Below are 12,850 nucleotides of genomic sequence, written 5' to 3' on the forward strand. Positions count from 1 at the left end.
ATCTGTGAAATATTAAAAAACAAAAAAATAAGACCTCTTGGGCAGAGGCCTTATACTATATGGTGTATCGCTTCAACGATATCATCAAATGGGAAACTATCCGATCGGCCTTGCTTTAAAAATGTATTTATGCCTTCTACTTTATTTTTACATTCAAAAATATAAGCATTTTCTTCATTTTCTTGAATCGTTCCTAACTTAAAATACAATTCATTTTCTTTATAAATTGATAAAATCTTTCTCATTTCATTTGCAAGTTGCCAATGATGTGGTGAAACGATTTCTTCCATAATCCTACTTACTGAATCTAATACTGAAATTGCAGGATAATGACTAAGCGTTGCAAGCTCACGCTTTAATACGATATGTCCATCTAAAATACCACGTGCTAAATCTGGTACAGGACCATTTAAATCATCCCCATCAACAAGTACCGTATAAATACCTGTTATAGATCCCTTTTGTGTTTTTCCAGACCGCTCTAACAACTTCTTCATATAACTTTCCATTAACAGTGTTTTACCACCAATCGGTAACTCTTTAACAGCAATATCAACACTTCTTCGTGCATCGGCAAAACGAGTAACAGAGTCCATCATAAGTAATACGTTATTGCCTTGATCACGGAAGTATTCAGCAATAGACGTTGCGAGTTTCGCTGCACGAAGTTGCATAAGGTGACTTTCATCTGACGTCGCTACAACAACGACGCTTTTTCGCATCCCTTCCTCGCCTAACTCTTTTCGAATAAAGTCTTTTACTTCCCGGCCACGTTCTCCTACTAAACTAATAACGTTTATATCAGCTTTTGCATTTTTTGCTATCATTCCAAGTAAAGTTGATTTACCAACACCTGACCCAGCAAAAATACCAATCTTTTGACCGATACCAATTGTTAGCATAGAATCAATTGATTTTATTCCTGTTTCAAATACATCGGTAATCTCTTCACGTTCAAATGCATGTATAGGCGGTGCATCTAGTTTTATTTTCTGTAATGGAATGTTTTCAGCTTCCTCATTTAACACTTCACCATTTGCACTTAACACTTTTCCGAGCAAGTGATTACCACGTGGTACAACAACATCTTCTGAAACTAGTGTCACTGAATCTCCATAACATACTTTTTCTGTCTGTTCAAATGGAAGTAGCATATTATTTTCTTTTTCAATGGCAATCACTTCACATAAGACGTTATGTTCTCCAACGAAGCAAACATCTCCGATCTTCGCTTTCGGCCCTTTTGCTACGAAAAACTGTTCTTGTACACTATGAACTTTGCCTACTTTCGTATACAGCGGTGTTTCAATGAACTTATTCCATTTTTCGTTCTCATTCATTAACAGGCGGCTCATACATTTTGCTCCTCAAATAACTTCTCTTCTTCCCATTTCTGACGAAGTTTCGCAAATATAGGTGCAAATTTAAATTCAAAGAACTCTTTCTCTTCTTCCAGAACAAATTCACCAAACTGCAGGGAGAAATCATATTTCCATTCTACTAATTGTAGTAACCAATATTCTTTCGTATTCTCCTTCTCTTCTTGAATACGTTCAAACGTTTCTGGATGTACTGTAATGATTAATTTTTCAAACGAAGTTGGCAATGTTTGCACGATGCCAGTTAAAATAGGTAGCACATCAAGCAATCGTGAATCTACCGCTTGATTCACGATTTTTTCTGCTAAATGAAATGATTGATCCCATAATAACTCTGTCCATTCATATGCTATTTCTTGTTGTTCTTTTTGAAACTGCACACGCGCTGCTTCCATCTGTTCCATTTGTTCATGAATATGCATTTGAAATTGTTCTTTATCTTGTAATAACTGCTGACGCTCTCGTTCTAGCATTTGCTGCTCTTGCCTTAGCTGATTCATTTCCATATGTAATGATTCTTGCTGGGCGCGAAGCTCTGCATGATCTGCTTGTAATTCTTCCTCTTCTATTTGGACTGAAGCTGGTTTTGGAAATTGTAATTCATACGTTTCTTCAGAAAAAGAAACAGAATTCTTCGGAATTCTGTTTTTAAATAAGGACATCCTCTTCACCTCTTTGAACGATAATTCTTCCTTCTTTCTCTAGCTTTTTCACTGTACCAGTGATCGTTTGCTGCGCTTTTTCAGCATCCGTCATCTTAAGCGGTCCTAAGCCATCTAATTCTTCTAGAATCATCTCTTTACGGTTTGAAGACATACATGTAAATAATTTCTCTTTAATTTCTTCTTTTGCAATTTTAAGTGCTTTCGCAAGAACACCGTTATCTGTAATTTCTTCTAATACACGGCGAAGCGCAAGATCTTCAAGACCAAGTAAGTCTTCAAAGACAAACATATTTTCTTTAATTTTCTCAGATAACTCATAATCGACTTCATCCAGTTTTTGAAAGACTGTTTTTTCAACACCTCGTGAAACATTATTTAAAATGTTTACGATTGTTTTCAAGCCATCAGTTTTATTAATTGCACTAAATGCCATATTATTTAATTTCGTTTTTAACAACTCACCAATTTGATTAATTAATTCACCATCAACTTGTTCTAGTTTCGCAATACCCATTACCGTTTCTACTCGCTTATGATCTGGCAATCTCTCAATTAATTGAGACGCAAGTTGCGGTTTAATATAAGAAGCGATAATTGCAATTGTTTGTGGTGACTCATCATTAAGCACTGTAAGAAGTGGTTCTAAATCTGTAAGTGAATTTAAGAATTCAAATGGATTATCTTTGTTATACCAAAGGTCTTCCAATAATTTTTCCAGTTCGTCTTCTGGCATGTTTTTAAATATACGACGAATATACTCTTTATCTGGAGTGACTAAGTTCAATTCTTTTACATTTAGTTCATATAAGAACTCTCCTAGTACATTCTCTAACGTTTCTGGTTTATATACACGAAACTTCGCAATTTCACGAAGTAATACTTCTTTTTCCTCAGCTGTCATATATTCAATGACTTTTGCTGCCACCCCTTCGTCTAATGTACGAATGAGGATGGCAGCTTTTTCTTTGGAGGAGATTTCATCTAACATCGTTGTTCCTCCCTTACTGTCCGTTTAACCATTTTTTAATTACTTTTGCAGTACCTTCTACATGTTCTTTCGTAGCATCCTGCACTTGTTCATCTAACGTTGGTTCTTTCGGTTCTTCTGGTTCAGGTTTTGGCTCTGGCACTATTTTTTCTTCAGGAATTTCCAAGATACTTTCATTACTTGCAGCAATTTCATCTTCTGCTAAGTATTCTTCATATTCCTCTTCTTCTTTCTTTCTCTTACGTCTTGCTAATAAGAACCATACTAGACCACCGATTGCTAATAAGCCAGCTGTAATTCCACCGAATAACCACCAGTTCATACCACTTTTTTCTGGCTCTTTCTCTTTTTCAGCTTTCGGCTGATCGAACTGAACAGTTACAACGTTAACTTGACCATTTATAAAGTTACCGTTCGGATCAGCTTGAAGTCCTGCCGCTGTTCCAATTGCTTCTTTGAAAGTAGTCATATCAATTCTTCGTTTTACTAACGTATCATTATCTACCCATACAACAACATTTGTTTTCGTTAATTCTGGGTGTTTCTTAATTGTTTCAACTGTTTTATCTATTTCATAGTTTTCGATTTTGTTGCCATTTTTATTATCGTAGACAACTTTACCATTTTGATTATTGTTCGTACCGTAGTTTGGCACTTCACCGTTCGCTGTAATACCAGCACCTTGCTTCGTATCTGCCCCTTCTTGCGCAGTAGAGCTTTCCTCTTGCTCTTGTTTACTACGAAGTACACCTTTATCACCATACTTCTCTGACTGACGTGTAACTTCATCGTAGTTTACAGATACTTTCGTATTCACTTTATATTCATTCGGTTTAAACATCGTCATTAACGTTGCATCAATATCTTGCTTTAATTTACCTTCAAGTTGGTGCTGCATCTCTACTTCTTTCTCATAAGAAGAGGAACTACTAGAATGTGCTTCATCTGCTCCTTTTGAGATAACACCTTTTTTACTATCAATAACACTTACTTCTTCTGCTTTCACACCAGGAACCGCTGCACTAATCATTTGCTGTATACCTGCAACTTGATCAGCTGTTAACAATTGTCCACGTTTCACTCCAACCGTAATCGCCGCTGTTCCTTTCGCTTTTTCTTCATCAAAAATTGTCTCTTTTTCAGGCAATGTAATTTGAACATTTGCCGTTTCAACTGTCGCAAAGTTTCTTACAATATCTTGTTCCAATTGCTTCTTCGTACCGACAATTTGCTTCATTTTTTTATCTTGTTCACTTGAACCGAGAGAGCTTTCTAATAAAATTTCTTCACCGCTTTTCGAATTAAACGGTAAGCCCATCCCATTCATTTCTTTTCGAACCCATGGAGCATCATTCTTTTGCACACGAATTGAACCATCGGCCGCTAATTGGTAATCGACACCTAACTTCGATAATTCTGCTGTAATCTCTTGTTTATCTGCATCATTTAAATTTTGATATACAACAACATATTTATCTGGCAAGGTGAAATATAAAAGTGCTCCTGTTACAATCGCTAAAAGCGCAGCACCGATTACTAACTTATGCCACGTTTTTAACGATTGGATAACATTTTTCATCTTTTCCATTTAAACACACCCGTCCACTTTCCTAAATTTGCATATTAATTAGTGACTTATAATTTTCAATAAGATTATCACGTACGAGAGCAGCTGTTTTCATTTGAGACTCAGCTTTCTTTTGCTGAATTAAAACGTCATGTGTTTCTCCTACCCCTTTAGTTAGTAAATCATATACTGCTGTTTGTGCATTGTTTTGCGTTTGATTCATATCTTCCAATAAATCAATAAACTTTTTCTCCGGAGCTACCGATGTTTGAGAAGTTTTCGGTGCACCAATTGACTGAATTGCTCCAAATGGTTGTGTATGTAACATTGGTTGAATTTTCATATTACTATCTTCCCCCTTATCCTCGGCCGATTTCTAAATCTTTATCAAGCATTTTTTTATTCGCATTTAATACACTCGTATTCGCTTCATACATTTTTTGAGCAACCATTACATTCGTCATTTCAGCAGTTACATCAATATTTGGATAACGTACATATCCTTCTTCATTTGCGTGCGGATGCGTCGGATCATACACTAAATTTTCCGTTTTGTCTGCTTCAATACTTTTTATTTTTACTCCGTTAGTAGGAGCCCCATCTAGCATACTTGCAAAACTATTGTTTGATTCTAGCACCACACTACGACGCTCATATAAATCTGCCCCCGGAGCCGCCGTCGTATTTGCATTTACAATATTGTTAGAAGTAACTTCCATCCACTTTCTCGCTGTCGTTAGCCCTGAGCCACTTGCATTAATTGCCTGAAACATCCGTTGTCTCTCCTTCTACTTTTAACGTCCGCGTGCCGCTTGGTTAATTGCATATTGTGTATTAATTGCGTTAACTGAAATACCGTATAACTGATTTGCTTTCATTAAATCTAGCATTTCTGTCGTTACATCCACACTATTTCCGTCTTTATTCGTTTGCATTGATTTTGTTTGAATCTTTGCATATGTATTTTTCGTATTTACTGTCGGCAAGTGCATTTCATTCGTTTGATATAAATCTGGATTACTCTTTAAATCAGCCGCATTATTTTTATATAACGCACTACTTTTATTCATCTGCTCAGCAAATGTTACATCTTGTGCTTTATAGCCAGGTGTATTCGCATTTGCAATATTACTAGAAACCGTATTTCGTTTCGTCACTAAATAATTCATATAATGGCTTACATCACTCACTAAATCTGGCATATTCCACACCCTTCCTTTTCTAACGTAATGATCCACTGATAGAAGTTTCACTTCATTATTTATTTTCTTATATGCGTTTATTAAAATATTTACTATTATGTACCCTTACATATTTTATTCCATTTTTTCATTGTTGTCTTTAGAAAAATACAAAAATATAAAAAAGAATGCAAAAAAACTGTATACACATAGTAATCTATAGAACATTTCAATAGATAAACTACAAACTAAAGTCCATTTTTCTATTATTTAGATTACTATTATTGTTTCATCACAGTCATAAAATGAAACCTCAATCAGCGGAGTTCTTTATGTAAACGAAGGAATAGACCCCCTTTTAAAAGGGGAATCTGTTTCCAAACATTATTATTAATATTTACCGTAAAATGAATTAGCCTTCATTCGCCCATCATTTGCCATTATCATTTCTTCCAAAATCTTTTGCTTATCTCGAATGTGCTGTGCTGCCTTAATAATGAATGGGCTTACTTCTGCTGCAACTTGTGCACGTCTTTCTTCATCTAGTGTCATCATCCAGCGATTTAACATCTCACTCTTCTCAGCAAACTCTTCATCTGACACTTGTAATTCACCGATTTCATTAAAACAACTGACAAACGTTCGATAAATATCATTGTTCATTTTCAAGCGCTCCACGGTATCCATCTATTAAATCTTGTAACACTTGCACAATGGCATCAATGTCTTTTACTTCACGCGTGACTTTCATCGTTTGAATTTGAATGCTAATCCAATCATATAAACCAAATAAACTATCGTATAAATCTTTCGTAATATCAGGATTTAACTGGAGCTTCAACTCTTCAAATATACGTTCTAACTTTTCAAGAAGTTCATCACCATCTTGAAGTTTGAATGTATTTAAAAGTTCTTCCAATTTACGAAACTCAATGATGCATCTTTCATAAATAAATATTGTATTTTTAATTGGATTACTCGTCATAATATCATTTTGCATATAACGTTGCCATGCTTGCATACAATCACTTCCTCAGCTTTCATTAGTCATCACTTTTTGTTTTTGTCATTGCTTGAATTGTCTTCAACTGACTATCAAGCAATGCTAACTGACTTTCTAATTTTGCATATTTATCAATAATTGTTTTTTGTTTTTCCTTATTAACTGTATCAATATCTTGAATTTTTCTCTCTAAATCAGTTACTTGCTTTTCAATACTTTTAAAACGTTTCCCGATAATTCCTTCATCTCCAAATATCCCGTCTAACTTTTTCTCTGTATCATGACCTAGACCATTTAAGCCAAAGAAAAATTGTTTCGTAGATTCCGGATTCTCTTTAAAAGCTGTTTTTAATTTTTCTTCATCAAGAGTCATATTACCTTTTTTATCAATTTGAATTCCAAAAGAAAATAAATACTTATCATCTTGGGAAAATTTAAAAATACCTGTCATTGCATTATTGATAGCAAATGACACATTATTCCCTTGCATTACTCCATCTTCTCCAGCAAATAAATCTAAACTCTTAACAGCCTTATTATACTCGTCTTTCATTTTTTTTATTAAATCTATCGAATTTTTTATATCAGAATCTTCAATAGTTAATTTTATTGGTTCTGTAGTTTCCTTTTCTAAATTGATAGTTAATCCTGGAATTGTATCAATCTTATTTGTTTTACTAGTCCCTTTAATTCCATTTATTGTATACTCAGCATTTATTGCTCCTGTCACTTGATGTGCAACAACATTCGTTCCATCCGTATTTTTTGCAGAAGTAACTAGCCCTATATTTTGTAAAAAACCATTGGCACCATCCGTTAATTTCAGCTCCCCAGCTTCTCCTGCAGTAGTCGATGTGAAAAATAGTTGATCTCCTAATGTATATACTGACGCACCATAATTCCCATTATTTATCTTATTGACCAGATCTTTATACGTCATATCTTTCGAGATTTTAACTTCTTTTCCATTTATCTGAAATACATCATCTACTCCAAGTTTTAAATCTAAACTAAATTTTTGCTCCATACCTTCAGGAGTTTTTGAAGGAGTAAGTGGAGCTGTAGTTATTTGATGTCTTTCAGCTACCCGTTCTACTGTAATCGTGTATGTTCCGGGAATTGTAGCAGTGTCAGCTTGTGCTTTTATAAAACCATCTTTGGATAGAGTGGTTTTCTTTTCATCACCTTTAAATGCGTATAAATCTTTGAACACTTGTACAAGATTTCCAAATTCTTTTTTCATACTTGCATACACATTTTTTTCATTTGTTAATGTTTGTTTTTGTGTAGTATAAGGTGATTTTTTCATTTCCAATGCTTGTAACTCTAAATCTACTAACTTCTTTGTATCTATTATGTTATTTCCTAAATTCCATATTTGTTGTCTGCCACCATAATCAGATATTGTTCCTGCCATATTTTTCACTCCTTATCATTTACATGTAATCTAAAATACTCGTTTTACTCATTGTACTAACAGCTTTTAATGTCGCTTCGTACGTTGCGTTTATATAAGCTAAATCAGAAATTGCGACCGCTAAATCAACATCCTCAATTTCTTTACGGTTTTCTTGAAGTGCTACATTTTGCTCGCTTAAAATTGTTTTAAACGTCTCCATTGTGTTCATTGTTGAACCAACTTCAGTTGTACGGTTAATGATGCCATCTAAGTTTTGCTTATTTCCTTCTAATAACGGTTTTAGTGCTTTTTGGTCACCGTTTTGCATCGCTTCACTCATCTGTTTTAACGTTTTTATAACAGGGGATAATAATGCTTCACCGTTACGGAACGCTTTGAATTCATAACCGTCATTTAGTTTCCAGTTCACATCATTTTTTCCACCCTGGTACGTACCATCTTCTGTAAATGGCAGATTTTCTGCACTATCACCACCGAAAATATAACGACCTTGTTCTTTTGTATTCGCTAAATAGACGACCTGTTTTAAAATTTGATCAAGCTCTACACCAATAGCCTGCAATTCTTTTTCACTATTTGTACCATTTAACGCTTGTACTGTTAATTGGTCTGCTCTTGTTAAAGATTTCAAAACACCTTGTAAAGTATTTTCAGTTTGTGTTAATACATTTTTCGAATCCGCTATATCTTTCTGCATTTGCTCCATATTTGCCAATGAATGTTGAATCGCAAATGATTTACTTGCTGCAAGTGGATCTTCACTCATAAGAAGGTTCTTCTTCCCTGAGGTTACTTGATTTCGGTGGTATTGCTGTTGCACATTTAAATCCATCAACTGATTCTTTGCCCAGTTTGCATTTTGAAATGTAGATACTCTCATTTCTATCTCCTCCTTAAATATTTCCAATTACCAACTATACATGACTACTCCTTATCTAATAATCGAAAACAAACTATCAAACACTTCATTCATCGTAGTTATAGCTTTAGAATTCGCCACGAAGTATTTCTGGAAGGCCATTAAATTAACCATTTCTTCTTCCATATTTACGCCCTCGATGCTCATCTTTTCTTGCTGGATACCTTCTAATAAATCCTTATGAATATTTTGATATGCATTTACTGAACTTTTATCAGAGGCTACCCCAACTAAAAATTGATCTAAGGCTTGCTTATATGTAAGTCCATCCTTATAGCCTTTATCTGTAATAGCCGCAAGGTTGTTGGCAGTTTCAGCCGAAATTTTCATTTTTGAAATATCTTTTATAAAATCAGGATTCAATTCAAGTTTCTTCGCATCTTCTCCTACAAAAAGTTCTTTCTTCATAGTATTATTCACTTGTTTTTTTAACGAATTTACAAACTCATTCAGATTATCTTTATAATTTGTAATCTTTGCTTTCGTATCAATTGCCGATAAAATTGTTCCACCACTTAATGGGATATCTGTTCCAGATATTTGTACAGACATTGGCTTTTTATCCTTCTGTAATTGAAGTGGATATGTATCTTGACCATTTACAGTTAAAACACCATTCATCCTAACACTTGCAATATTAGGATTTGTAGCTTCATAAGATACTTCTATATCTGCATACTGAGACATTTCTGTCATAATACGATCACGTTCATCTAATAGTTGATTTGGTACTTGTGTACCAGCTTGTCCAATTTTCTTGTTCGCTTCTGCTAAACTAGCAGCAAGTCGATTAAATTCATTAACATGCGCTTCAATATCTTCTGTCGTCTGTGCTTCCACTGTATCTAAATTTTTCGCTAGACGACTTACTTGACTTGTGAACTTCCCCGTTTCAGCAATTAATGTATCGTAGTAATTTGATTGCTCCGGATTTTTTGCAACTTCACGAAAAGCATTGAAAAACCCATCCATTAAACTAGATAATGAATTTTTACCTGTCGTTCCTACCATAGACTCTACTCGCGACAAAGTAGAATTCATATATGCATAGTAAGAGAACTGTGACATTTGATCATTATATTGCTTTGTCTTCACTTCATCTGTAATACGATCAACACCTAATGTTTGTACACCATACCCTATTCTTTGTTCTGGTGCATACCCTTTACTCCCTCCAGCAGATCCGTAATTCACCATTTGACGAACATAACCCGGTGTATGAATGTTAGACAAGTTTTGTTTTGTTGTTTGTAACCCCATTTGAGCCGCTAACATGCCCGATAGCGGTGTATTATAATCAGATAATCTCATAAAGCTTCACTTCTCCTTTACAATAGTTCGTTCATAAAGATTTGCGAATTATTGTTTCGCTCTAAGTTATATTCAGAAACAGAATCCACAATACTTTCTGTAGTTTTTAATAGTACGTTTAAGTAATATTGATTTTTCAAAAGAATCATTTTTACATTCTCTTCTAATTCAGTTACGTTTTTTTGTAATTCTTCCATTTTTTCAATTTCTTCTTGAGAAAAATACGAAAATAACGCACTTACACGAAACGATTCAACTCCTTGTTCTTTACAGAACTGAACAACCATTTCTTCAAATGAGCTTGATAACCCTTTTAAACCATCAATGTACTGCAATTGCTCTACTTGCAACTTTTGAACTGCATTTACATTTTTATTTTTTAAATTCTCATATATTTGCTCTCCAAGCGCTTGAATATTTTCATACGCTTTTTGAATAATAACGAGTTTTTCATATAATTGTATGTACATATAGCTTCCTTCCTTTTACAAGACTAAATTCACAATTAAACCATGGATTTCTCCAATTTGATTTAACATTTCTAAATGTCCTGTTTTCGTGTTAATTAAATTCATCACATCTTCTAATTCATTCAATCCCATTTCTGCCTGTTTCACAATCGTCATTTTCTGTGAATATCCGTAACGTGGGTGACGAGACATGACATCTTTATACTGCAATACATTATCAACGTAGAAATTCAAAAATGATTTTACTGTATTTTTGTATTCCATTACATTATCAAGCGTTAATTCCATTTCAATTTTCTCTTTAATTTCTCCAATATTATCCACAAACGCTTCCATTTGTTCTAGTAATTTATCTTTTTTCGGATCTGCATGCAAATTATCCGAAAATGCAAGTCCTGTCCTGACATTTGCTTCTTTCGGCATTTGAGTAGCAGGCGGTATATGCGATAAAATTGGATTATGCGAGATAGAACGTAGCATATATATCACCTATTTATTTTTTATTTCTTCCTAAACTTAATCGTAAAATCCAGTTATTTATAATTATACTCTGAACAGTAATATTTTGCAGTTATTTTTTATAAAAGATATGTTACAATTTAGCATGAGGTGGCACAATTCTATGAATATTTTCCTTTGTGGTTCAAATCAATTAACAGCATTAGATCAAGAAGAAATTAAAAAATTTTTAAATGACTATGCTCACAAACATAAAATTTACATATTATGTTATAAATCTATTGAAAATGAGGTTCTTCGTTTTTTCGTTGAGAATGAAAGACTCGCTCAAAATTTATGCCTTTACACGCTGCAACCATTGCAAGCAATTACAGATGAATTTCAAGAAGTCGTTGATTACTTAAAAAAACACGGAGCCGAATATGTTGCTTTTGATCATCCTTCTGACTCCATTTACCGATCAGATTATATGTTTTTTGTTAAACAAATTATTGAAGACACTGATTTAGTTCTCTGTTTTTATAATGGGGACAAACATACATCTGTCATCCCTGTCGATGTTGCAAAAGAAGCAGGTATTGATGCTGTCATTTATGATTTACCAGGATTACATGAAAAGCAAATGAAAAAAAGCTTTGAACAAAAAATTCGTATGATGTAAAGGGGGAGGCACAATATCATTATTGTGCCCATTGTAAATATGATAATTGAACAAGATTATGATCATTTTATCGCGAGTTTTAAACAACAATTCAATATGGACATCGCTTCATATAAACAAGATAGAATGCGCCGTAGAATCGATGCTTTCATTTCGAGAAAAGGCTTCGAAAACTACACTAATTTTTTAAACAAATTACGCGCTGATCAAAATTTATTTTTAAATTTTATTGACTATATTACAATTAACGTTTCAGAGTTTTTTAGAAATAAAGAACGATGGCAAACTTTAGAGTCGAAAGCACTACCAAAATTACTCGAACAAAATAGCGGAAAATTAAAGGTATGGAGTGCCGCTTGCGCTGCTGGCGAAGAACCGTATACACTCTCTTTAATTTTATCGAAGCATCTTGCTCCATTTCGTTTTGAAATTCAAGCAACAGATCTTGATTTTCATATTTTAGAAACCGCAAAACGCGGTCAATATACAGAACGTTCGTTAAAGGAATTACCTAATGATTTGAAAGAACGTCATTTCACAAAAGAGAATGATCTATATTCATTGCATCAAAACATTAAACAAAACGTCTCGTTTAAACAACATGACCTTTTAATGCAGTCATTCGATACAAATTATGATTTGATTATTTGTCGCAATGTAATGATATATTTCACAGAAGAAGCAAGAGTAAAACTTTACGAAAAATTTAGTCGTTCTTTACGAAAAGGCGGTGTACTATTTGTTGGTAGTACGGAACAAATTTTAACACCCGAGCGTTACAATCTTCAGCGATTTGATACATTCTTCTACGAAAAAATATAAAAGAG

At 33.9% G+C, this 12,850-nt stretch carries 16 protein-coding genes; 2 read left to right on the top strand and 14 right to left on the bottom strand.

Features of this window, described 5'->3' with window-relative positions:
- Positions 1–50 precede the first annotated feature (50 nt).
- The 14 genes from ACTFO4_RS09035 to ACTFO4_RS09100 all read right to left on the bottom strand — a co-directional run bounded on the left by ACTFO4_RS09035 (position 51) and on the right by ACTFO4_RS09100 (position 11,383).
- Positions 51–1,355, bottom strand: coding sequence for a flagellar protein export ATPase FliI (locus tag ACTFO4_RS09035; protein ID WP_000088690.1), 1,305 nt, complete (start codon positions 1,353–1,355; stop codon positions 51–53).
- Positions 1,352–2,041 (bottom strand): FliH/SctL family protein, encoded by a 690-nt coding sequence (locus tag ACTFO4_RS09040; RefSeq protein ID WP_000051695.1) that lies wholly within the window; start codon positions 2,039–2,041, stop codon positions 1,352–1,354. The genes ACTFO4_RS09035 and ACTFO4_RS09040 overlap by 4 nt, the downstream gene beginning before the upstream one ends.
- Positions 2,028–3,032 (bottom strand): flagellar motor switch protein FliG, encoded by a 1,005-nt coding sequence (gene fliG / locus ACTFO4_RS09045; RefSeq protein WP_000883356.1) that lies wholly within the window; start codon positions 3,030–3,032, stop codon positions 2,028–2,030. The genes ACTFO4_RS09040 and fliG overlap by 14 nt, the downstream gene beginning before the upstream one ends.
- Positions 3,033–3,045: 13 nt before the next feature.
- On the bottom strand, positions 3,046–4,620 hold the full coding sequence (locus ACTFO4_RS09050) for a flagellar M-ring protein FliF C-terminal domain-containing protein (RefSeq protein WP_000413931.1): 1,575 nt from the start codon (positions 4,618–4,620) through the stop codon (positions 3,046–3,048).
- Between the two features lie 22 nt (positions 4,621–4,642).
- Positions 4,643–4,942, bottom strand: a complete 300-nt coding sequence (fliE, locus tag ACTFO4_RS09055) for a flagellar hook-basal body complex protein FliE (RefSeq protein ID WP_000701670.1) — start codon at positions 4,940–4,942, stop codon at positions 4,643–4,645.
- Between the two features lie 16 nt (positions 4,943–4,958).
- Complete coding sequence (gene flgC, locus ACTFO4_RS09060) at positions 4,959–5,372, bottom strand: flagellar basal body rod protein FlgC (RefSeq protein WP_000484680.1); 414 nt, start codon at positions 5,370–5,372, stop codon at positions 4,959–4,961.
- A gap of 21 nt (positions 5,373–5,393) precedes the next feature.
- Complete coding sequence (gene flgB, locus ACTFO4_RS09065; RefSeq protein ID WP_372588481.1) at positions 5,394–5,852, bottom strand: flagellar basal body rod protein FlgB; 459 nt, start codon at positions 5,850–5,852, stop codon at positions 5,394–5,396.
- A gap of 318 nt (positions 5,853–6,170) precedes the next feature.
- Positions 6,171–6,443 (bottom strand): hypothetical protein, encoded by a 273-nt coding sequence (locus tag ACTFO4_RS09070; protein WP_001058084.1) that lies wholly within the window; start codon positions 6,441–6,443, stop codon positions 6,171–6,173.
- Complete coding sequence (locus ACTFO4_RS09075) at positions 6,433–6,801, bottom strand: flagellar export chaperone FliS (RefSeq protein WP_001149504.1); 369 nt, start codon at positions 6,799–6,801, stop codon at positions 6,433–6,435. Before ACTFO4_RS09075 ends, ACTFO4_RS09070 begins: the two co-directional genes overlap by 11 nt.
- 22 nt (positions 6,802–6,823) lie before the next feature.
- Positions 6,824–8,200 (bottom strand): flagellar hook-associated protein 2, encoded by a 1,377-nt coding sequence (locus ACTFO4_RS09080; RefSeq protein WP_078420969.1) that lies wholly within the window; start codon positions 8,198–8,200, stop codon positions 6,824–6,826.
- A 19-nt stretch (positions 8,201–8,219) separates the two neighbouring features.
- Positions 8,220–9,083 carry a flagellar hook-associated protein 3 gene (locus tag ACTFO4_RS09085; protein WP_001266412.1) on the bottom strand — a complete coding sequence of 288 codons (864 nt, stop codon included), beginning with the start codon at positions 9,081–9,083 and terminating at the stop codon, positions 8,220–8,222.
- 51 nt (positions 9,084–9,134) lie between these two features.
- Positions 9,135–10,433, bottom strand: coding sequence for a flagellar hook-associated protein FlgK (gene flgK, locus ACTFO4_RS09090; protein WP_001239702.1), 1,299 nt, complete (start codon positions 10,431–10,433; stop codon positions 9,135–9,137).
- A gap of 17 nt (positions 10,434–10,450) precedes the next feature.
- The gene (locus ACTFO4_RS09095; protein WP_000275878.1) at positions 10,451–10,903 is read right to left on the bottom strand and encodes a hypothetical protein; all 453 of its coding nucleotides are present in this window, start codon (positions 10,901–10,903) and stop codon (positions 10,451–10,453) included.
- A 15-nt stretch (positions 10,904–10,918) separates the two neighbouring features.
- Positions 10,919–11,383, bottom strand: a complete 465-nt coding sequence (locus ACTFO4_RS09100) for a YaaR family protein (protein WP_000946323.1) — start codon at positions 11,381–11,383, stop codon at positions 10,919–10,921.
- A gap of 142 nt (positions 11,384–11,525) precedes the next feature.
- Here ACTFO4_RS09100 and ACTFO4_RS09105 point away from each other — a divergent pair, with 142 nt between their 5' ends.
- Positions 11,526–12,023: a hypothetical protein gene (locus ACTFO4_RS09105; protein WP_001020092.1), complete on the top strand. Its 498-nt coding sequence runs from the start codon at positions 11,526–11,528 to the stop codon at positions 12,021–12,023.
- Between the two features lie 39 nt (positions 12,024–12,062).
- On the top strand, positions 12,063–12,845 hold the full coding sequence (gene cheR, locus ACTFO4_RS09110; protein WP_000582876.1) for a protein-glutamate O-methyltransferase CheR: 783 nt from the start codon (positions 12,063–12,065) through the stop codon (positions 12,843–12,845).
- Positions 12,846–12,850: the final 5 nt, after the last annotated feature.

This window comes from Bacillus cereus group sp. MYBKT14-1 (genome assembly GCF_051915185.1).
Classification (GTDB): domain Bacteria; phylum Bacillota; class Bacilli; order Bacillales; family Bacillaceae_G; genus Bacillus_A; species Bacillus_A cereus.